At 72.4% G+C, this 19,959-nt stretch carries 18 protein-coding genes and 3 pseudogenes; 12 read left to right on the forward strand and 9 right to left on the reverse strand.

What is annotated here, in order from left to right; genetic code table 11:
• A pseudogene (locus tag ACWCO3_RS04135) lies at positions 1-95 on the reverse strand (bL17 family ribosomal protein); the annotation flags it as partial.
• Between ACWCO3_RS04135 and ACWCO3_RS04140 the strand changes: the two are divergent.
• The 4 genes and pseudogenes from ACWCO3_RS04140 to argH form a co-directional block, all read left to right on the forward strand.
• A pseudogene (locus ACWCO3_RS04140) lies at positions 88-381 on the forward strand (ornithine carbamoyltransferase); the annotation flags it as partial. The pseudogenes ACWCO3_RS04135 and ACWCO3_RS04140 sit on opposite strands and share 8 nt — an antisense overlap.
• Positions 378-893: an arginine repressor gene (locus ACWCO3_RS04145; RefSeq protein WP_145783599.1), complete on the forward strand. Its 516-nt coding sequence runs from the start codon at positions 378-380 to the stop codon at positions 891-893. The pseudogene ACWCO3_RS04140 and the gene ACWCO3_RS04145, both read left to right, overlap by 4 nt.
• A complete protein-coding gene (locus tag ACWCO3_RS04150) occupies positions 890-2,101 on the forward strand; it encodes an argininosuccinate synthase (RefSeq protein WP_358163592.1) in 1,212 nt (403 codons plus the stop codon). The genes ACWCO3_RS04145 and ACWCO3_RS04150 overlap by 4 nt, the downstream gene beginning before the upstream one ends.
• A gap of 76 nt (positions 2,102-2,177) precedes the next feature.
• Positions 2,178-3,641 carry an argininosuccinate lyase gene (argH, locus tag ACWCO3_RS04155; protein ID WP_145783595.1) on the forward strand — a complete coding sequence of 488 codons (1,464 nt, stop codon included), beginning with the start codon at positions 2,178-2,180 and terminating at the stop codon, positions 3,639-3,641.
• Between the two features lie 43 nt (positions 3,642-3,684).
• Here argH and ACWCO3_RS04160 read toward each other — a convergent pair whose 3' ends face one another.
• Both ACWCO3_RS04160 and ACWCO3_RS04165 read right to left on the reverse strand, forming a co-directional pair.
• Positions 3,685-4,038, reverse strand: coding sequence for an MmcQ/YjbR family DNA-binding protein (locus tag ACWCO3_RS04160; RefSeq protein WP_450008393.1), 354 nt, complete (start codon positions 4,036-4,038; stop codon positions 3,685-3,687).
• Between the two features lie 153 nt (positions 4,039-4,191).
• A complete protein-coding gene (locus ACWCO3_RS04165; RefSeq protein WP_357937352.1) occupies positions 4,192-4,617 on the reverse strand; it encodes a DNA-binding protein in 426 nt (141 codons plus the stop codon).
• A 99-nt stretch (positions 4,618-4,716) separates the two neighbouring features.
• Here ACWCO3_RS04165 and ACWCO3_RS04170 point away from each other — a divergent pair, with 99 nt between their 5' ends.
• The 6 genes from ACWCO3_RS04170 (at position 4,717) to ACWCO3_RS04195 (ending at position 9,264) form a co-directional block, all read left to right on the forward strand.
• Positions 4,717-5,340, forward strand: a complete 624-nt coding sequence (locus ACWCO3_RS04170; RefSeq protein ID WP_145783589.1) for a DNA-3-methyladenine glycosylase — start codon at positions 4,717-4,719, stop codon at positions 5,338-5,340.
• Between the two features lie 69 nt (positions 5,341-5,409).
• Positions 5,410-5,877 (forward strand): NUDIX hydrolase, encoded by a 468-nt coding sequence (locus ACWCO3_RS04175; protein ID WP_450008396.1) that lies wholly within the window; start codon positions 5,410-5,412, stop codon positions 5,875-5,877.
• Positions 5,878-5,975: 98 nt separating this feature from the next.
• Entirely contained in the window at positions 5,976-7,061 is a 1,086-nt protein-coding gene (locus ACWCO3_RS04180; RefSeq protein ID WP_450008398.1) for a WD40/YVTN/BNR-like repeat-containing protein, read from the forward strand.
• Between the two features lies 1 nt (position 7,062).
• Entirely contained in the window at positions 7,063-7,338 is a 276-nt protein-coding gene (locus ACWCO3_RS04185; protein WP_145783583.1) for a ubiquitin-like small modifier protein 1, read from the forward strand.
• 151 nt (positions 7,339-7,489) lie between these two features.
• Positions 7,490-8,632, forward strand: coding sequence for an LLM class flavin-dependent oxidoreductase (locus tag ACWCO3_RS04190; RefSeq protein WP_145783582.1), 1,143 nt, complete (start codon positions 7,490-7,492; stop codon positions 8,630-8,632).
• On the forward strand, positions 8,629-9,264 hold the full coding sequence (locus tag ACWCO3_RS04195) for an FMN reductase (protein WP_145783580.1): 636 nt from the start codon (positions 8,629-8,631) through the stop codon (positions 9,262-9,264). Before ACWCO3_RS04190 ends, ACWCO3_RS04195 begins: the two co-directional genes overlap by 4 nt.
• On the opposite strand, the gene ACWCO3_RS04200 is transcribed toward ACWCO3_RS04195, so the two are convergent.
• From ACWCO3_RS04200 to ACWCO3_RS04225, 6 genes are all read right to left on the reverse strand, one after another.
• Complete coding sequence (locus ACWCO3_RS04200) at positions 9,257-10,135, reverse strand: universal stress protein (RefSeq protein ID WP_450008401.1); 879 nt, start codon at positions 10,133-10,135, stop codon at positions 9,257-9,259. The genes ACWCO3_RS04195 and ACWCO3_RS04200 overlap by 8 nt on opposite strands.
• Positions 10,136-10,237: 102 nt before the next feature.
• The gene (locus tag ACWCO3_RS04205; RefSeq protein WP_145783576.1) at positions 10,238-11,125 is read right to left on the reverse strand and encodes a universal stress protein; all 888 of its coding nucleotides are present in this window, start codon (positions 11,123-11,125) and stop codon (positions 10,238-10,240) included.
• Between the two features lie 89 nt (positions 11,126-11,214).
• On the reverse strand, positions 11,215-13,803 hold the full coding sequence (locus ACWCO3_RS04210; RefSeq protein ID WP_450008404.1) for a cation-translocating P-type ATPase: 2,589 nt from the start codon (positions 13,801-13,803) through the stop codon (positions 11,215-11,217).
• 302 nt (positions 13,804-14,105) lie between these two features.
• Positions 14,106-14,822 (reverse strand): pyruvate formate-lyase-activating protein, encoded by a 717-nt coding sequence (gene pflA, locus ACWCO3_RS04215; protein WP_358163580.1) that lies wholly within the window; start codon positions 14,820-14,822, stop codon positions 14,106-14,108.
• 65 nt (positions 14,823-14,887) lie between these two features.
• Entirely contained in the window at positions 14,888-17,179 is a 2,292-nt protein-coding gene (pflB, locus tag ACWCO3_RS04220; protein WP_450008407.1) for a formate C-acetyltransferase, read from the reverse strand.
• Positions 17,176-18,186 carry a zinc-dependent alcohol dehydrogenase gene (locus ACWCO3_RS04225; RefSeq protein ID WP_450008408.1) on the reverse strand — a complete coding sequence of 337 codons (1,011 nt, stop codon included), beginning with the start codon at positions 18,184-18,186 and terminating at the stop codon, positions 17,176-17,178. The genes pflB and ACWCO3_RS04225 overlap by 4 nt, the downstream gene beginning before the upstream one ends.
• Before the next feature lie 154 nt (positions 18,187-18,340).
• Here ACWCO3_RS04225 and ACWCO3_RS04230 point away from each other — a divergent pair, with 154 nt between their 5' ends.
• Together ACWCO3_RS04230 and ACWCO3_RS04235 are read left to right on the forward strand one after the other, a co-directional pair.
• Complete coding sequence (locus ACWCO3_RS04230) at positions 18,341-18,844, forward strand: ArsR/SmtB family transcription factor (protein ID WP_244311794.1); 504 nt, start codon at positions 18,341-18,343, stop codon at positions 18,842-18,844.
• Positions 18,845-18,959: 115 nt separating this feature from the next.
• Positions 18,960-19,943 (forward strand): annotated as a pseudogene (locus tag ACWCO3_RS04235) (serine hydrolase domain-containing protein); the annotation flags it as partial.
• Positions 19,944-19,959: the final 16 nt, after the last annotated feature.

The raw sequence follows: 19,959 nt of genomic DNA on the forward strand, positions 1-19,959 counted from the left end.
AGCTCGATGATCGCCATCGGAGCGTTGTCACCCTTGCGCGGACCGGTCTTCACGATCCGGGTGTAACCGCCGGGGCGGTTGGAGTACCGGGGCGCCGACGTGCTCGCCACCGACACCTGGACCTCGATGGGTCAGGAGTCCGACGGGCTGGACCGGATCACGCCGTTCCTGCCGTACCAGGTCAACAAGGAGCTGCTCGGCCAGGCCGCGCCGGACGCGATAGTGCTGCACTGCCTGCCCGCGCACCGCGGCGAGGAGATCACCGACGAGGTGCTCGACGGCCCGCAGAGCGCGGTCTTCGACCAGGCGGAGAACCGGCTGCACGCGCAGAAGGCACTGCTGACGTTCCTGCTGGACACGGCGACCGGGGAGTCCCGATGACCGCCCCGTTGACCCGCGCGGCCCGACACGCCCGCATCGTGGAGCTGATCCGCGACAAGGCCATCCGGTCCCAGACCGAGTTGGCCGACCTGCTTGCCGCCGACGGTGTCGGTGTCACCCAGGCCACCCTCTCGCGGGACCTCGAAGAGTTGGGCGCGGTCAAGGTGCGCGGCGGCGACGGTCCGGCCGTCTACCTGATCCCCGAGGACGGCAAACGTCCGCTGCGCGACGCCGAGGCAGCGCCGGCCCGGCTGATGCGGCTGCTGCACGAGCTGCTCAACGGCGTCGACTCCAGCGGCAACATCGCCGTGCTGCGTACCCCGCCGGGCGCAGCCCAGTACCTGGCCAGCGCGTTGGACCGGGCGGGTCTGCCGGAGATCGTCGGCACGATCGCCGGCGACGACACCATCCTCGTCGTGGCCCGCGAGGACGTCGGTGGGGCGGCGCTCGGTGAGAAGCTCGCCGGCTGGGCCCGACGGGACGACAGCGTCGAAGGGAACACCACGTCATGAGCGAGCGGGTCGTCCTCGCGTACTCCGGAGGGTTGGACACGTCCGTCGCCATTCCGTACCTGGCCGAGCAGACCGGCGCCGAGGTGATCGCGGTCGCGGTCGACGTCGGTCAGGGTGGGGAGGACCTGGGCGCGATCCGGCAGCGTGCGCTGGACTGTGGCGCCGTCGAGGCGGAGGTGGTCGACGCGCGGGACGAGTTCGCCGCCGAGTACTGCCTGCCGGCGATCCGGGCCAACGCCCTCTACATGGACCGCTACCCGCTGGTGTCGGCGTTGTCCCGGCCGCTGATCGTGAAGCACCTGGTGGCGGCGGCACGTGCGCACGGCGGCACGATCGTGTCGCACGGCTGCACCGGCAAGGGCAACGACCAGGTCCGCTTCGAGGTGGGCCTGAACGCGCTCGCTCCCGACCTGAGGATCATCGCGCCGGCTCGGGACTTCGCCTGGAGCCGGGACAAGGCGATCGCCTTCGCCGAGGAGCGCGGGCTGCCGATCGACGTGTCGGCCCGGTCCCCGTACTCGATCGACCAGAACCTGTGGGGTCGCGCCGTGGAGACCGGGTTCCTGGAGGACATCTGGAACGCCCCGGTGGAAGGCCTCTACTCGTACACCGCCGACCCGGCGCAGGAGCGCGACGCCGACGAAGTCGTGATCACGTTCGACGCCGGCGTGCCGGTGGCGATCGACGGTGAGACGGTCACCCCGTACCAGGCGATCCTTGAGCTCAACCGGCGTGCCGGCGACCACGGCGTGGGCCGGCTCGACATGGTCGAGGACCGCCTCGTGGGCATCAAGAGCCGCGAGGTGTACGAGGCGCCCGGCGCGATCGCGTTGATCACCGCCCACCAGGAGTTGGAAGCGGTGACAGTGGAGCGGGATCTGGCCCGGTTCAAGAAGAGCGTCGACCAGCGCTGGGGCGAACTCGTCTACGACGGCCTGTGGTTCTCACCCCTGAAGGAGTCGTTGGACGCGTTCATCGACGACGCGCAGCGACACGTGAGCGGTGAGGTGCGGATGACCCTGCACGGGGGCCGGGCCACCGTCACCGGCCGGCGCTCCGAGGCGAGCCTCTACGACTTCGGGATGGCCACCTACGACACCGGCGACACCTTCGACCAGTCACTGGCCAAGGGCTTCGTGCAGTTGTGGGGGCTGCCGAGTCGGATGGCCGCCGCACGGGACGCCCGGCTGGGCGGTGGCGCGCAGTGACATGTGCGAGCGCGAGCGGTGAGCGAGCGCAGCGAGTAGGCCCCGCAGTCGCGACCGAAAGGCAAGCCGAGAAATGATGGGCGACGTGGACGACAAGAGCCTGACCGAGAACAGCGCAGCCACCAACCGGACGAGCCTGTGGGGTGGCCGGTTCGCCGGCGGTCCCGCCGAGGCGCTCGCCCGACTGTCGGTGAGCGTGCAGTTCGACTGGCGCCTGGCCCCGTACGACATCGCCGGTTCCCGGGCGCACGCCCGGGTCCTCGCCGGCGCCGGCCTGCTCGACCCGGAGGAGCTGGGTCGGATCCTGGCCGCGTTGGACGACCTGGAGGCCGCCTGCGCCTCCGGGACGTTCCGCCCCACCATCGACGACGAGGACGTGCACACCGCGCTGGAGCGGGGTCTGCTGGAGCGCCTCGGTAGCCTCGGCGGCAAGCTGCGGGCCGGCCGGTCCCGCAACGACCAGGTCGCCACCGACCTGCGGCTCTACCTGCGTGATCACGCCCGGGGTGTGGCCAGCCGCCTCGTCGAGCTGGCCGAGGCGTTGGTCGAGCAGGCCGAACGGCACATCGACACCGCCGCGCCCGGCATGACCCACCTCCAGCACGCCCAGCCGGTCACCTTCGGGCACTGGTTGCTCGCCCACGTGCAGCCGTTGCTGCGGGACCTGGAGCGGCTGCGCGACTGGGACCACCGGGCGGCCGTCAGCCCGCTCGGCGCGGGCGCCCTCGCCGGTTCCGGGCTGCCCCTGGACCCGGTGGCCGTGGCCAAGGAGCTGGGCTTCCGTACGTCGTTCGCGAACTCGATGGACGCGGTCGCCGACCGGGACTTCGTCGCCGAGTTCCTCTTCACCACCGCCATGATCGGGGTGCACCTGTCCCGGCTCGGCGAGGAGGTGGTGCTCTGGACGTCGCACGAGTTCGGCTGGGTGGAGCTGGACGACTCGTTCGCCACCGGTTCGTCGATCATGCCGCAGAAGAAGAACGCGGACATCGCCGAGCTGGCGCGCGGCAAGTCCGGGCGGCTGGTCGGTGGGCTGGTGACCGTCCTGACCATGCTCAAGGGCCTGCCGATGACCTACGACCGGGACATGCAGGAGGACAAGGAGCCGGCGTTCGACGCCGTGGACACCCTTGAGCTGCTGCTGCCGGCCCTGGCGGGAATGATCTCCACGATGTCGGTCCGGGTGGACCGTCTCGTCGCCGCCGCGCCGGTCGGGTTCTCCCTGGCCACCGAGGTCGCCGACTGGCTGGTCCGGCGCAACGTGCCGTTCCGTGACGCGCACGAGATCACCGGCCGGTTGGTGGCGCTCTGCGCGGCCCGCGAGTGCGAGCTGGAGGACGTCTCGGACGAGGACCTGGCCGCGATCAGCGGGCACCTCGACCCGTCGGTGCGCGACGTGCTCTCGGTTCGTTCGGCCCTCGCGGCCCGTACCACTCCCGGCTCCACCGGCCCTGGCCCGGTCGCCGACCAGCTCGCCTCCGCCGCCGACCGGCTGGCCGGCTGGCGGGAGTGGGCCACCGAGTCGGTCGTACCGCGCTGACCTCGCCGCGGCGTCGGCGCGTTCCGCCGGCGCCGCGGTCGGTTCAGACCGTCGGGCGCTCCCGCTTCGGGAGCTTGGCAACCACCATCTCGTACGACCCGTCGACCGCCTCGGTCAGCTCCTCGGCGTCGATCCCGCCGGTCAGGCGCAGCGTGTTCCACCCGGACCGGCCGATGTAGGCCATCACCCTGGCGTCGTCCGGGTGCCGGTGCAGCCACTCGTCGGCCACCTCGCGGGTCGGCCCGCACTTGACGCCGACCGTCGGCTCACCCGCACCGTTGCCGAGGAACGCGAAGATCCGGCTGCCGACCTTCACCACCTCGTCGCCCTCCCACGGCTGGTCCAGCCACGCTCCCGGCTTGGCCAGGCAGTACGCCAGCATGTCCGCGCGCTCCATGGGTGCCCTCCTCGTCGTTGGCCCAGTCTGCCCGCCCGGCCGCCGCTCGGCACGGTCGTCCCGTCTCGTCGATCATGGAAGTGTGGTGCCTGAGTTGGCACCCCATGGTGGTTTTGTCCCCACCACAACTCCATGATCGACCAGGCGGGACGGTCAGGAAGTCGGCTCGGCGGAGCGGGCGGCGACCCGTTCGTAGCGCTGCCGGGCCGCCTGCGCGCTGCCCAGGCCCAGCCCGTACGCGATCGCCTGCCAGGTCAAGCCCCGATCGCGGGCCAGCGTCATCAACCCGGCCTCCAGGGCGTCCAGTTCGGCGCGCACGTGCGGCAGCAGGGTCAGCGCGGCGGTGAGGTCGGCGGTGTCGACCGGTTCCTCGGTGGGCTCGCGCTCGGCCCCACCGGCGGCGAGCGCGGTGATCAGGGCCACCGCCTCCCAGGGGTCCAGCACGTAGGGGTGGGCCCAGCGTCCGCGCTGGCTGTCGGTGCCGGCGTGCCGTTCGCTGATCCGCTGGAGTGCCTCGTGGGTGCGGTGGGCACGGACGCGGGCCGGGTGGGGCGCGGTGAACGGATCGTCGATCGTCATATTCCGAGCACACACCATCAACGCACCGTTGTCAACATTCTGTTGAACCGTGGGTGGGGTCGGTTTGCCGATCTCCGTCACCCGGAGTTTCCTGGTCCGGTGGACTACTCCCCGCTGCATGCCCCCGCCGCTCAGATACCCGAGACGGCGCGGTCGCTCCTCGGCTGGGAGCTCACGGCCGGCCCTGTCCGGGTCCGGCTGACCGAGGTCGAGGCGTACGCGGGCACGGGGGAGGACCCGGCCTCACACGCCCACCGCGGCCCCACCCCGCGCACCGCTGTCATGTTCGGCCCGGCCGGATACGCCTACACCTACTTCGTGTTCGGCATGCACTGGTGTCTGAACGTCGTGTGTGGCGCCGAGGGAGAGGCGGCGGCCGTCCTGCTGCGCGCGGGTGAGGTCGTCGACGGAGTGGACGTCGCCCGCGAACGCCGGGGCGACGTGGCCGATCGTGATCTCGCCCGCGGGCCCGCCCGGCTGGTCGTCGCGCTCGGTATCAACGCGGCGGCCAACGGCACGTCCATGATCGACGGCAGTGGCCCGCTGCTGTTGACGCCGCCGAAGCGCCCGCTCGCCAGGTCGGCCATCTCGGCCGGACCCCGGGTCGGGGTGGCCGCCGCCCACGATGTTCCCTGGCGCTTCTGGATCACCGGCGACCCCACCGTCAGTAGCTACCGGCGGCACGTTCCCCGCCGTCGGGCCGCGAGGACGGCCGAGGTATAGCCCCGGTCGAGCCAGAACTCGGACACCGCCTCCACGGCCACTGGGATAGGTTCCGCCCGGAGGTGCGGAGTGAGTTTCCGGCTGGCGGCGTACGCCGTGTGCATCAAGGACGAGCGGGTGCTGCTCGCGCACTACGTGAGACCGACCGGCGAGATGCACTGGACCCTGCCCGGCGGCAAGGTCGAGCAGGCGGAGGATCCGTTCGACGCGGTGATCCGGGAGGTCGCCGAGGAGACCGGTTACGAGGCGGTGGTCGAGCGACTGCTGGGCGTGGATTCGCGGGTGATTCCCGCTGCCGAGGCGCTGCGGGGTGTCGAGCACCAGAATGTCGGGATCTTCTACCGGGTCCGCGTCGTCGGCGGCGCGCTCAGGCCCGAGCCGAACGGCGAGACCGCCGAGTCGGTCTGGACGCCGCTGCCGGACGTGGCGTGCCTGCGCCGATCGGCGGTGGTCGACATCGGCCTCACCCTGGCGCGGACGCTTCCGCCGACGGGCCACGTCGGCCCCGTTGTGGTCGGGGGCCTCGTCCAGCACTGAGAACACGCGCCCGCGCGGGGGCGGCGCGTGTCCGCTGAACGTGTCGGGGGGTGTGGCCATAATCACCGCACCTGCTCACCGACGGTTCGGAGGACGTGATGGCAACACTGCTCGCGATCGGCACAGCCAAGGGGTTGTTCCTCGCCACCAGTGGCGACGACCGGCGCAGTTGGGAGATCACCGGCCCGCACTTTCCGATGACAGGTGTCTACGCGGTCGCTGTCGACACCCGTCGTCCCACCCCCCGGTTGCTCGCCGGGGTGACCAGCTCACACTTCGGGCCCAGCGTCGCCACCAGCGACGACCTCGGCGCTTCCTGGGACGAGCCCGACCAGGCGCCGGTGGCGTTCCCGAGCGACACGGGCGTCTCCCTCGGTCGGGTCTGGCAGCTGATGCCGGCAGGCCCTGACGAGCCGGACGTGGTCTGGGCCGGCACCGAGCCGTCCGCCCTGTTCAAGTCCACCGATGGTGGTCGCAGCTTCGAGCTGGTCCGGTCCCTCTGGGACCACCCGCACCGCCCGCAGTGGGAGGCCGGCTTCGGCGGTCAGGCAGTGCACACCGTGCTGCCGCACCCGCGTGACCCGGCCCGGCTGCTGGTCGCCATGTCCACCGGCGGGGTCTACCGCTCGGAGGACGCCGGGGCCAGTTGGGCGCCGGGCAACACCGGCATCCGCGCGTACTTCATGCCCGACGAGTGGCCGGAGTTCGGCCAGTGCGTGCACAAGGTCGCCCGGGACGCGGGCAACCCCGAGCGGCTGTACGCGCAGAACCACCACGGCGTCTACCGCTCCGACGACGACGGCCGCACGTGGTCCTCGATCGCCGACGGGCTGCCCAGCGACTTCGGCTTCCCGATGGTGGCCCACCCCGGCCGCGGCGGCATGGTGTGGACCTTCCCGTTGGTGGCCGACAGCGAGCGGTTCCCCACCGATCACCGGTGCCGGGTGTTCCGTTCCGCCGACGCGGGCGGCAAGTGGGAGCCGCTGTCGGTGGGGCTGCCGGAGGGTCCGTTCTACCCGGCGGTGCTGCGGGACGCGATGTGCGCCGACGACTCCACCCCGGGTGGGGTCTACTTCGGCACCCGGTCCGGGTCGGTCTTCGCCAGCCGCGACGAGGGCGACTCCTGGTCGACGGTTGGCACGCACCTGCCCGACGTGCTCTGCGTCCGCGCTGCGACGGTGTGACGTGGTCACCGTGCTGCTGCCCGGTCCGCTGCGGGGTGAGGCCGGCGGTGCCAGTCGGCTGAGCGTCGCCGCCACCGGGACCCTCCGGGCGGTCCTCGACGAGCTGGCCGCCCACCATCCGAGGCTGTCCCGCCGGATCCGTGACGAGCGGGGTGAGCTGCGCCGCTACGTCAACGTCTTCGTCGACGGGGAAGACTGCCGGCACTCCGGTGGTCTCGCCACGCCGGTCGGCGACGATGCCGAGGTGCAGGTGTTGCCGTCGGTCGCGGGCGGCTGAGCGACGCGCCAGACCGACCGAGATCCGCTCCTGGGAGGTGACCGACGCCACACCAGGGCATCCCGCCGACGGAATAGTTGACTCGTCAAATAAGTTGACAGCTGCGTCCGGGCACCACGAATGACCCGGTTCAACACGCAAGGAGCTGGTCATGCAGTTCGGAGTCTTCACCGTCGGCGACGTCACGGTCGACCCGACCACCGGTCGGGAGCCGACCGAGCATGAGCGGATCAAGGCGATGGTCGCCATCGCGCTGAAGGCCGAGGAGGTCGGCCTGGACGTCTTCGCCACCGGCGAGCACCACAACCCGCCGTTCGTGCCGTCGTCCCCGACCACCATGATGGGCCACATCGCGGCGCGTACCGAGCGTCTGCTGCTGTCCACCGCGACCACGCTGATCACCACCAACGACCCGGTGAAGATCGCCGAGGACTACGCGATGCTCCAGCACCTGTCCGACGGTCGGGTGGACCTCATGATGGGCCGCGGCAACACCGGCCCGGTCTACCCGTGGTTCGGCAAGGACATCCGCGCCGGCATCCCCCTCGCCATCGAGAACTACGACCTGCTGCACCGGCTGTGGCGCGAGGACGTGGTCGACTGGAAGGGCAAGTACCGCACGCCGTTGCAGTCGTTCACCTCGACGCCGCGCCCGCTCGACGGGGTGCCCCCGTTCGTCTGGCACGGCTCGATCCGCAGCCCGGAGATCGCCGAGCAGGCCGCGTACTACGGCGACGGCTTCTTCGCCAACCACATCTTCTGGCCCAAGGAGCACACCCAGCGGATGGTCGGCCTCTACCGCCAGCGCTACGCGCACTACGGCCACGGCACCGCCGACCAGGCCATCGTCGGCCTGGGCGGGCAGGTGTTCATGCGCCGCAACTCGCAGGACGCCGTCCGGGAGTTCCGTCCGTACTTCGACAACGCCCCGGTCTACGGGCACGGGCCGTCGCTGGAGGAGTTCACCCGGGAGACGCCGCTGACGGTGGGCAGCCCGCAGCAGGTCATCGACCGCACCCTGGGCTTCCGGGAGTACGTCGGCGACTACCAGCGGCAGCTGTTCCTGATGGACCACGCGGGCCTGCCCCTGAAGACGGTGCTGGAGCAGCTCGACCTGCTCGGCGAGGAGGTCGTGCCGGTGCTGCGCAAGGAGTTCGCCGCGCTGCGTCCGGCGCACGTGCCGGAGGCGCCCACCCACGCCTCGCTGGTCGCCGCCGCAGGCGGCGCCAAGGACAGCACCGTGCACGCCGTCGACGACGTCACGGGCAAGGCGCCGGAGGAGGCGACCCGATGACCCGCCGCACCCTGGCCGTGGTCTCGGCGGGGCTGAGTCAGCCCTCGTCGACCCGGCTGCTCGCCGACCAGCTCGCCGCGGCCACCCGCGACGAGTTGGTCCGGCGCGGCGCCGAGGTGGAGCTGCACGTCGTCGACCTGCGGGAGTACGCCCACGACGTGGTGAACAACATGCTCACCGGGTTCGCGCCGGCGGCGCTGCGCGAGGTCGTCGACAGGGTGACCGGCGCGGACGGCCTCATCGCCGTCACCCCGATCTTCAGCGCCTCCTACAACGGGCTCTTCAAGTCCTTCTTCGACGTGTTGGACAAGGAGTCGCTCGTCGACCGGCCGGTGCTGATCGGGGCCACCGGCGGCACCGCCCGGCACTCGCTGGCCCTGGAGCACGCCGTCCGCCCGATGTTCGCGTACCTGCGGTCGGTGGTGGTCCCGACCGCGGTCTTCGCCGCCCCGGAGGACTGGGCGGACGGCACCGCCGACGGCGCGTTGCGCGGTCGGATCCGGCGCGCCGCCGGGGAGTTGGCCGACCAGATCGAGCGTCGCCCGCCGGCCGGCGGGCCCGCCGACCCGTTCGCCCTCACCACCGACTTCCTCCAGATGCTCGGCCGAGGGGACGGCGCGCCGGTCAGCTGACCGGGTACGGGTGGGCGACCAGCACCGGGCAGTGCGCGTGCTGGATCGCCGCCTGGCTGACCGAGCCGAGCAGCATGCCGGTGAACCCGGCCCGGCCCCGGGTGCCCACGACCAGCAGCGACGCGTTGCCGCTAGCCTCGATGAGCCCCTGGGCCGCCCCGGCGGCCCGGACGGGATGCTCCCGCACCACCAGGTCGGGATACTCGGCGCGGACCGCGGCGGAGGCATCGGCCAGCAGCCGCACCGCATCGGCCTGGTATGCGGCCTGCGACTCCTCGATCTCCTCCGGCACCGTCCGGCCCTCGGTCGGCGGGCCGACGTGCACCAGCACCACCGGCACGTCGCGTAGCGCCGCCTCGTCGGCGGCGTAGCCCGCGGCGAGCCGGGACGACTCGGACCCGTCGACGCCGACGAGCACCGGGGCGTCCACCGGGATCGGTTGTTCGTCCGGGCGGACCACCAGCACCGGGCAGTGCGCGTGCGCGGCGACCTGAGAGCCGACCGAGCCGAGCAGCAGCCCGGCGAAACCGCCCAGCCCTCGACTGCCCACCACGACGAGGTCGGCCCGGCGGGACTCCTCGATCATGGTGATGCCGGGGCCGCCGGCGACCTGACGCACCTCGACGACCAGGCCGGGCCACCTGTCGGCCAGCTCGGTCGCCGTACGCTCCAACATTTTCTGCGCGTCCTCGGAGGGAGCCGGCACCCCGAGGTCGTACGGGTTGAGCGGCACGCCGTAGCCGAGCGGGTGCAGGAAGCCGTGCACCAGGTGCAGCGGTCGGGACCGGAGCTGCGCGGCGCTGGCCGCGTGCTCGGCGGCGACGAGGCTGGACGGCGATCCGTCCACGCCCACCACGACGGGTCGGTTCATCGGCGCTCCCTGGGTCGGTCAGCTCATTGTCGACCGTGCACCCGCGCCGCGCCGCCGAACGCGCCGGCCGGGAGGCGGCCGGCGCGGACGGGGGTACGGCGTTCAGGCGTCCCGGCGGTGCCGGACGATCGCCAGCGGGCTGTGCGAGTGGTGCAGGACCGCGTGGCTCACCGAGCCGAGCAGAGCACCGGCGAGGGCGCCCCGGCCGTGTGCTCCGACCACGGTGAGCTGCGCGCTGGCGGACTGCTGCACCAGCACCCGAGCTGCCGCGCCGTACGCCACACACTGGCGTACCGGCACCTCGGGATACCGCTGCGACCAGCCGGCCAGGGATTCGGCGAGCACCCGCTTCTCGTCGGCGGCCAGGGCGTCGACGTCGTACACCAGCGGCAGAATGTCGCCGGGGCCGGTCGGCGTGGGGGTGAGCCAGGCGTGCACGGCCACCAGGTCGGTGCCGCGCAGCGCGGCCTCCTCGAAGGCGAATGCCAGGGCCTCGGTGGACAGGGCCGAGCCGTCGACGCCGACCAGCACGGGGCCGTCGGCGCGCGCCTCACCCTTGACCACCAGCACCGGGCACTCGGCGCGGGCGGAGACCTGCACGGCCACCGAGCCGATCAGCAGTTCGGCGAAACCTCCCAGGCCCCGGCTGCCGAGCACCAGTAGCGCCGCGTCGCGGGATTCGCCCAGGAGCACCGGCGTGGCCGCGCCGTCGATCACCGCGCCGGTGACGGCGAGTTCCGGCGCGGTCTTGCCGGCCTCGGTCACCGCCTCGGCGACGGTCAGCTCAGCCTGGTGACGAAGCCCGGCGTCGACGGGAGCGCCCGGCGCCGGAATCAGCGGTACGTCGTAGAGAGGCCAGATGAACGCGTGCACCACCCGCAGGGGGCGCTGCCGCACCGTCGCTTCCTGGGCGGCGACCCGCACCGCCTCCAGCGCCGAGGTCGAGCCGTCCACCGCCACCACAATGGGAGCACCGGATCTGATGGTCATCACGTCCTCCTTCATCCGTCTTCATCCTCGTGCGATGTCGTCCCGGCGGTCAGGGGCGTACGGCAAGGGGTCGGGGGCCGTTGGTCCCGTCACTCGGCACGCCCCGTCAGCGTCCCGGCGGGACGCCGCCAGCGACGGGCCAGCCGCAGCGCCAGCCCGGGCACGACGCTGACCGCCGCGCAGGCCAGCAGCACGCTCGGCCCCAGCGGGTCGGTGCCGAGCAACTCCCGCAGCGGAGCGAACAGCACTCCACCGACCTGGAGTAGCGCCGACGTCGCCACCGCGACGAGGAGGCCGGGGTTGCGGTGTCGGGCTCCGGGCAGCCGGGGCGCTCGGACCGCCAGCGCCACCCCGAGCTGGGCGAGCCCGAGCACCACGAAGACCACCGACTGCCACGGCAGGCCCTGATGTGCGGCGAACACGCCGGCGCCGAGCACCACGGCGGCGATCAGCGAGCCGGTGACCAGGACGTCCCGACCCAGCCCGGCGCCGAGCACCGACTCCTGGGGTGAGCGCGGCGGGCGGCGCAGGGTCCCGGGTTCGGCCGGCTCGGCGCCGAGCGCCACGCCGGGCACCCCGTGGGTCAGCAGGTTGACCCAGAGGATCTGGGCGGGCAGCAGCGGTACGGCCAACCCGAACAGGGGGCCGGTCAGCATCACCATGATCTCCGCCACCCCACCGGCGAGGGCGTACCGCAGGAACCGGCGGATGTTGTCGTAGATCCGGCGGCCCTCGCCGATCGCGGTGGCCACGGTGGACAGCTCGTCGTCGACCAGCACCAGGTCAGCGGCCTGCCGGGCGACCTCGGTGCCACTACCCATGGCCACCCCGATGTCGGCGCGTCGAAGCGCCGGTGCGTCGTTCACCCCGTCACCGGTCATCGCCACCACCTCGCCATGGGCTTGCAGGCCGGCGATGATGTCGAGCTTCTGTTCCGGCTGGGTCCGGGCGAAGACCCGCGTGTCCGGGTGCGCCGTCTGGTCGTCGTCGCCGCTGGCGAGGGGGTCGCCCACGCGCCAGAGGCCGAGCTGACCACCGATCGCCGCGGCCGTGGCCGGGTGGTCTCCGGTGATCAGCAGCAGCCGTACGCCGGCGGTGTCGAAGCTGTCGGCGATCTCCGGGGCGCCGACGCGCAGCGGGTCACCGACGGCGACCAGCCCCACCGGACGCAGCCCGGTGGGTGCGGCGAGGTTGGGTATCCGGTCCACCAGGGCGGCCGCGACGGCGAGCACCCGTAACCCTTCGGCCGCCAGCCGCCGCGCCGTGGCGGTCAGTTCGTCGATCTCCTCGGCGGTCGCGTCGACCAGCGGGGCGCCGAGGATGCTCTCGGGTGCACCTTTGCAGACCACCAGGTAACGCTGGTCGCAGGAGCGGTGCACCGTGATCATCCGGCGTTGCGCCTGGTCGAAGGGGTGCTCAGCGACCCGGGGCCAGGCGGCGCGGGTCGTCTGCGGGTCGAGGCCGCACCGGGCCGCGAAGGCGACCAGCGCCGCTTCCAGGGGGTCACCGACCGCAGCCCAGTCGGGTCGCTCGTCGTCCGGCGGCGACAGGGCGGCGTCGTTGCAGAGCAGCCCGGCACGCGCCAGTCGGCGCAGCCCTTCCGGTACGGCCACCACCGCGCCGTCCCGGTGCACCGTGCCGTACGGGGCGTACCCGGTGCCGGTGACTCCATATCGGGCACCGTCGGCAGTGACCACCTGCTGCACCGCCATCCGTCCCTCGGTCAGGGTGCCGGTCTTGTCGGAGGCGATCACCGTCACCGAGCCGAGTGTCTCGACCGCGTGCAGTTGGCGCGGGATGGCGTGCGCGGCGGCCATCCGGCGGGCGCCGAGCGCGAGGGCCAGGGTCACCACGGCCGGCAGCGACTCGGGCACCGCCGCGACCACCAGGCTCACCGCGGTGATCGCCATGTCCACTACCGGCCGGCCACCGATCACGCCGATGGCGAACACCAGCCCGGACAGGGCCACCGCGACCAACCCGAGCACCCGGCCCAGGGCGGAGAGCCGGCGCTGCAGTGGTGTGGTGGTGGGACGGGTGCCGGCCACCAGCGCGCTGATCCGGCCCAGGGCGCTCACTGCTCCCGTGCGGAGCACGGTGCCGGCTGCCCGTCCGGTGGTGACGACGGTCCCGGCCAGCGCCTCCTCGCCCGGGGTACGCCCCACTGTCACCGACTCACCGGTCAGCGCGGACTCGTCCAGGTGCAGCCGGTTCGCCTCGATCAGCAGCAGGTCGGCCGGGACGATGTCGCCGGCCTCGACGCGGACCAGATCGCCGGGGACCAGGTCGGCGGCGGGCACCGCCAGTTCCCGGCCGTCGCGCACGACCCGGGCGGCGGGCGCGGCGAGCCGGTCCAGCGCGGCGATCGCGCGGTCGGCGCGTACCTCCTGCACCACCCCGATGACGGTGTTCACCAGCACGACCAGGACGATCACCGAAGTGTCCGGGTAGTCGCCGAGCACCGTGGTGACGGCCGCCGCGGCAAGCAGAAGTGCCACCAGCGGGTCGGTGAGCTGATGCAGGATCCGTACGGCCAGGTGTTGGCGGGGTGGCGGGATGACCGTGTTGGGGCCGGTGGCGCGCAGCCGGGCGGCGGCCTCGGCCGCGTCGAGCCCGACCGGCACGGCCAGGTCGACGGGGTCCTCCAGGATCCCGCCTCGTCCTCCGGTCGTCGTCACCCGTGACCTCCCCGTGCTGCGCGGCGCGTCGCCCGCACGCCGTCCCGTTCTCACGATGGGGCTGTGCGACCGCGCCGGGCAGAGGCGTTGCGCCCGTGCGGCCCGGGACCAACGGCCCTCGCGCCGCGTACCCGGGAGAGGTCGGATGGGGCCAGGGCCGGCGACGGCCGCGACGGAGGGACGGCACCGTGACCCCGTTCGACATGCTCCGGGAGCATCCCTTCCTGACCGGCCTGCCGCCAGGTTGCCGGCCGAGGCTCACCGGGTACGCCCGACCGTCATTAGCCGCTGCGGCTGCCGGCTCAGAAGACGGCCAGCCCGCGTTCGGCGAACTGACCGCGGACCCGGGCCAGCAACTCGGGGTCGGGCGGCTCGGTGTCGGCCAGCGGGAACGTGAGGCCAAGTTCGGCGTACTTGTGCGCGCCGAGCCGGTGGAAGGGCAGCACGTCGACCCGCTGCACGGAGGCCAGACCGGCGGCGAAGTCGGCGACGCCCGCCACGTTGTCCACCGCGTCGGTCAGGCCGGGCACCAGCACGAACCGGATCCAGATCGGTGTGCCCCGCTGCGCCAGGCGGCGGCCGAAGCGCAGGGTCGGGCTCACCGACCCGGTCCGGGTGACCCGCCGGTACGTCGCGGGGTTCCACGACTTCACGTCCAGCAGCACCAGGTCGGTGGCGTCGAGCAGGTCGTCGTCGGCGCGTACCCCGAGGAAGCCGGACGTGTCCAGAGCGGTGTGCAGACCGAGGTCGTGGCAACGGCGCAGCACCTCGCGGGTGAACCGGGGTTGTAGCAGCGGCTCGCCACCGCTGAGCGTCACCCCGCCGCCGGCGATGCCGATGAACCGCCGGTACCGTTCGATTTCCGCCATCAGCTCGTCCACAGTGCAGGTTCGACCACTGCGCCGATACCAGGTGTCCGGGCTGTGGCAGTAGCGGCAGCGCAGTGGGCAGCCGGCGAGGAACGCCACGAAGCGGACCGCCGGCCCGTCCACCCCCACGGAGATGTCCCACGAGTGCACGTACCCGACGGTCGGGGCGTCGGTCCGCCCGGGCCGACGCCCGGGCGGCGGCGCCGGCCGCGTCGTCACAGCGACCCGTGGAAGGTACGCGACACCACGTCGCGTTGCTGCTCGGGCGTGAGCCGGACGAAGTTCACCGCGTACCCGGAGACCCGCACGGTCAGCTGCGGGTAGCGCTCCGGGTGCGCCATCGCGTCGACGAGGGTGGCCCGGTCCAGGACGTTGACGTTGAGGTGGAACCCACCAGCGTCGGTATACCCGTCGAGCACCCCGGCCAGGTTGTCGATGCGCTCCTGGCGGGTTCGCCCCAACCCGTCGGGGGTGACCGTTCCGGTCAGCGAGATCCCGTCGCGGGCGGCGTCGTACGGCAGCCTCGCCACCGACAGCGCCGCCGCGACCAAGCCGTGGGTGTCGCGCCCGTTCATCGGATTCGCTCCGGGTGCGAAGGGCTCGCCCGCGCGCCGGCCGTCCGGGGTGTTGCCGGTGTGCTTGCCGTACACCACGTTCGAGGTGATGGTGAGCACCGACATGGTCAGCTCGGCATCGCGGTAGGTGCGCTGCCGGCGCAACTTCGCCGCGAACGCCTCGGTCAGCCACACGGCGATGGAGTCGGCCCGGTCGTCGTTGTTGCCGTAGGTGGGGGGCGCACCCTCCACGACGTAGTCGACCGCGAGGCCGCTGGCGTCCCGCAGCACCGTGACCCGGCCGTAGCGGATCGCGGCGAGGCTGTCCACCGCCACCGACAGGCCGGCGATGCCGGTGGCCATGAACCGGCGCACCGGGTGGTCGTGCAACGCCATCTCCAGCCGTTCGTAGGCGTACCGGTCGTGCTGGTGGTGGATCACGTTCAGGGCGTCGACGTACGTCTCGGCGAGCCAGTCCAGCGTCCGGTCGTACGCGGCCAGCACGGTGTCGTAGTCGAGGACCTCGCCGTCCACCGGTGGTGTCGCCGGGGCGACCTGTTCGCCGCTCAGCTCGTCGCGACCGCCGTTGATCGCGTAGAGCAGCGCCTTCGCCAGGTTCGCCCGCGCCCCGAAGAACTGCATGTCCCGGCCGACCCGCAGTGCGGACACGCAGCAGGCGATGGCGGTGTCGTCGTCGTACGCCGGGCGGATCAGCTCGTCGTTCTCGTACTGGATGGCGCTGGTGTCCCGCGAAACCTGAGCGCAGAACCGCTTGAACCCGTCGGGTAGCCGCGGCGACCAGAGCACTGTCAGGTTGGGCTCCGGGGCCGGACCGAGGTTGTAGAGGGTCTGTAGGTAGCGGAAGCTGGTGCGGGTCACCAGCGGCCGGCCGTCGACGCCCATCCCGCCGAGCGACTCGGTGACCCAGGTGGGGTCACCGGAGAAGAGTTCGTCGTACTCCGGGGTGCGCAGGAACCGGATGATTCGCAGCTTGATCACGAAGTCGTCGATCAGCTCCTGCGCGTCCATCTCGGTCAGCCGCCCCTCGGCGAGGTCGCGCCGCAGGTAGACGTCGAGGAACGTGGCGGTGCGCCCGAGCGACATCGCCGCGCCGTTCTGTTCCTTGGTGGCGGCGAGGTACGCGAAGTACAGCCACTGGATGGCCTCTTGGCCGGTCGTGGCCGGCCCGGAGATGTCGTGGCCGTAGCTCGCGGCCATCCGCTTCAGTTCGTCCAGAGCTCGGAGTTGCTCGGCCAACTCGTCCCGGTCGCGGATCACGTCGTCGGTCGACGGCCGGTCGTCGAGGGCCTCCCGGACCGTCCGGCGCTCGGCGATCAGCCGGTCCACGCCATACAACGCGACCCGGCGGTAGTCGCCGATGATCCTTCCGCGCCCGTACGCGTCGGGCAGCCCGGTGATGATGTGCGAGCGCCGCGCGGCCAGCACGTCGGCCGGGTACGCGTCGAAGACCGCGTCGTTGTGCGTCTTCCGGTAGTTGGTGAAGATCTGGTGCACCGTCGGGTCGGGTTGGTACCCGTACACCCGCAGTGCGGTCTCCACCATCCGCAGGCCGCCGGTCGGCATGATGGCGCGGCGCAGTGGCGCGTCGGTCTGCAGGCCGACGATGAGTTCCTTGTCCCGGTCGATCCAGCCGGGGGCGTGCGCGGTGATCGTCGACGGGGTGGCGGTGTCGATGTCGAGGACACCGCGTCGGCGTTCCTCGACGAAGAGCTTCGCCAGCGCGCCCCAGACCTCCAGGGTGCGGCAGATCGGACCGGTGAGGAAGCTGCCGTCGCCGGTGTACGGCTCGTGGTTGACCCGGATGAAGTCGGCGACGTCGATCGTGTCCTGCCACGTGCCGTGGGTGAACCCCCGCCAGGGTGCGCGGGGGGCGGTGCCGAGCGCGGCCGCTCCCGCCCGGGCGCTCGGGGGTGACGATCGGAGGGCGGTCATGGCTGGAGAACCAGACGGGCGGCGACCCGGCCGGCGAGGACGTCCTCGACCGCCGTGTTGATGTCGTCGAGCTTGCGGATCTCGTAGGCGACCCGGGTCCGCCCGGCGGCGTGCAGCCGGAACACCTCGGCGAGGTCGGCGCGGGTGCCGACGATCGAGCCGATCACCGTGATCCCCTTGAGTACCGTCTCGAAGACCGGCAGGCTGATCGTGTTCTCCTTGGGCAGGGACACCAGCACGAGCCGCCCGCCGCGACGCAGGCACCGGTGCGCCTGCTCGATCACCGTGGGGTTCGCGGCGAGGACGATCGCCACGTCGGCTCCACCGAGGCGGGTGATCGCGTCGACCGGGTCGACCTGGACGGCGTTCACGGTGTGCGTGGCGCCGAGCGCGGTAGCCAGGGCGAGCTTCTCGGCGGTGACGTCGACGGCGATGCTCTCGCCGCCGAAGAGTTGCGCGTACTGCTGCGCCAGGTGGCCGAGCCCGCCGATGCCGAAGATCGCCACCCGGTCGCCGGGGCGTACCCCGGCCACCTTCACGGCCTTGTACGTGGTGACCCCGGCGCAGGTCAACGGTGCCGCCTCGAACGGGTCGACACCGTCGGGTACGCGTACCGCGTAGCGGGCGGCGGTGACGGCGTACTCCGCGTGCGCGCCGTCGATGCTGTAGCCGGTGTTGCGCTGCGACTCGCAGAGGGTCTCCCAGCCGGTCACGCAGTAGGAGCAGGTGCCGCAGGCCCAGCCGAGCCAGGGCAGGGCCACCCGGTCGCCGACGGCGTGTTCGGTGACGCCGGGGCCGACCCGCTCGACGATGCCGACGCCCTCGTGGCCGGGCACGAACGGCAGATTGGGTCGGACCGGCCAGTCGCCACGGGCGGCGTGGATGTCGGTGTGGCACAGCCCGCTCGCCTCGATCCGGACCAGCATCTCGCCGGGGCCGGGTTCTGGCACGGGCAGGTCGAGCATCTCCAGTGGACGGTCGAACGCGGTGACGACTGTGGCGCGCATCGGGGACCTCCTGGGTCATTTCTCCGCTTCCAGGACCAGCCTGGGCCGCTGTGCCGGAGCGGGGCAGGGGCACGAGACCGCGACCGGCCGGGACCAAAGTCACGGATGTCGCTCTCGTCTTGCACGGAAGTACGTAACTTCGTAATATCGACGTATGAGCACGATGGAGGAGCGGCTTGCCGCACTGGAGGCGCAGGTCGCCACCCTGACCGAGCGGATGACGGTCGCACCGCCGACGCCGCCCGCTCCCGAGGGCGCCTTCTGGGCGCTCGACGGCCTCAAGCAACGACTGCCGGCCGATGGCACAGGCGCGGTCCTCTACACCGGCACCGTCCGCGTCGCCGACCAGCACTACGACTGGCAGTACGGCCGCACCGTCGACGACCTGCTCGCCGCCGACTGGACGGAGCTGGCCGGCACGCTCTCCGCGTTGGCCCATCCGGTGCGGCTGCGCCTGCTGCGGGAGGTCCTCGGCGGTCGGCAGAGCACCAGCGAGCTGGCCGAGATCGAGGAGTTGGGCACCACCGGCCAACTGCACCACCACCTGCGCCAGATCACCGCCGCCGGCTGGCTGCGCAGCGCCGGCCGAGGACGGTACGCGGTCCCGGCCGAACGCGTGGTGCCGCTGCTGGCCATCCTCACCGCCGCCGGCCGTTGACCAGACGCGGCTCGGCCGCGCATCCGACCACCCCCACGGAGGAACGACCATGCGCCGAACGACCGTCACCGCCCTCGTCGTCGCGCTGATCGCCGGCCTGGTCGGGGTGGCGCTGATGCCCCGGGCGCCCCGACTGGGCACGCAGACCAGTGGCGATCGCGACCTGGCCGCAGCCGCACGGTCGGCAGTGCCCGATCCGTCGGGGCACCGTGGGCTCGCCGTCGCCCTGGTGGAGAACGGCCGGATCCGCACCGCTGGCCTGGGCCACCGCGATCCCGCCGGTCGGCCCGTCGAGCCCGGCACCCCGTTCGAGATCGGCTCGGTCACCAAGGCGCTCACCGGCATGCTCCTCGCCGACCAGGCCGCCGCCGGTGTCGTCGGCCCCGACGACCGGCTCGGCGCCACCTGGCCCGAGGTCACCGGCCCCGCCCGCGACGTCACGCTCGCCGAACTCGCCAGCCACCGTGCCGGTCTGCCCCGGCTGGCCCTCGGCTCCCCGCTGGCCTGGGCACGCGTGCTGTTGTCCAATCTCTCCGGCGGAAACCCCTACGCCGGGCAGGACGTCGACACCATCCGCAGCGCCACCGAACGGGTCAGCACCGACGACGACGAGCGCGGCGAGGTCCACTACTCCAACTTCGGGCCATCCGTGCTGGGTCACGCGCTTGCCGCGAAGGCCGGCCTCGCGTACCCCGAGCTGCTGCACGACCGGCTGCTACGGCCGCTCGGCATGACGGCCACCAGCGTCGCCACCCGCGCCGACGACCTGCCGGCCGAACGCGCCCACGGCAGTCGGGCCGCCGGGAGGCTGCTCGACCCGTGGACGGGCGCCGGGTACGCCCCGGCCGGCACCGGCGCCTGGTCCACGGCGGAGGATCTGGCCCGGTTGGCCGCGGCGACCCTCGCGGGCACCGCGCCGGGCGCCGACGCAGCGACCGCCCGCTTCCGCGAGGACGGCGACACCCGCATCGGGTACGGCTGGTTCACCACCCGGCACGGTGACCGCGAGGTGGTGTGGCACAACGGCGCGACCAGCGGATTCCGGTCCTACGTCGGCTTCGAACGCGCCACCGGCAGAGCGGTCGTGGTGCTCGGCAACACCGACAAGGGTGTTG

Source organism: Micromonospora sp. NPDC002411, assembly GCF_053592955.1.

Excerpts from the sequence above, each read along its gene's own strand:
- ACWCO3_RS04145 (WP_145783599.1), top strand. The coding sequence starts at position 378 with ATGACCGCCCCGTTGACCCGCGCGGCCCGACACGCCCGCATCGTGGAG.
- ACWCO3_RS04150 (WP_358163592.1), top strand. The coding sequence starts at position 890 with ATGAGCGAGCGGGTCGTCCTCGCGTACTCCGGAGGGTTGGACACGTCC.
- argH (WP_145783595.1), top strand. The coding sequence starts at position 2,178 with ATGGGCGACGTGGACGACAAGAGCCTGACCGAGAACAGCGCAGCCACC.
- ACWCO3_RS04160 (WP_450008393.1), bottom strand. The coding sequence starts at position 4,038 with ATGGAGCGCGCGGACATGCTGGCGTACTGCCTGGCCAAGCCGGGAGCG.
- ACWCO3_RS04165 (WP_357937352.1), bottom strand. The coding sequence starts at position 4,617 with ATGACGATCGACGATCCGTTCACCGCGCCCCACCCGGCCCGCGTCCGT.
- ACWCO3_RS04180 (WP_450008398.1), top strand. The coding sequence starts at position 5,976 with ATGGCAACACTGCTCGCGATCGGCACAGCCAAGGGGTTGTTCCTCGCC.
- ACWCO3_RS04190 (WP_145783582.1), top strand. The coding sequence starts at position 7,490 with ATGCAGTTCGGAGTCTTCACCGTCGGCGACGTCACGGTCGACCCGACC.
- ACWCO3_RS04195 (WP_145783580.1), top strand. The coding sequence starts at position 8,629 with ATGACCCGCCGCACCCTGGCCGTGGTCTCGGCGGGGCTGAGTCAGCCC.
- ACWCO3_RS04200 (WP_450008401.1), bottom strand. The coding sequence starts at position 10,135 with ATGAACCGACCCGTCGTGGTGGGCGTGGACGGATCGCCGTCCAGCCTC.
- ACWCO3_RS04205 (WP_145783576.1), bottom strand. The coding sequence starts at position 11,125 with ATGACCATCAGATCCGGTGCTCCCATTGTGGTGGCGGTGGACGGCTCG.
- pflB (WP_450008407.1), bottom strand. The coding sequence starts at position 17,179 with ATGACCGCCCTCCGATCGTCACCCCCGAGCGCCCGGGCGGGAGCGGCC.
- ACWCO3_RS04225 (WP_450008408.1), bottom strand. The coding sequence starts at position 18,186 with ATGCGCGCCACAGTCGTCACCGCGTTCGACCGTCCACTGGAGATGCTC.
- ACWCO3_RS04230 (WP_244311794.1), top strand. The coding sequence starts at position 18,341 with ATGAGCACGATGGAGGAGCGGCTTGCCGCACTGGAGGCGCAGGTCGCC.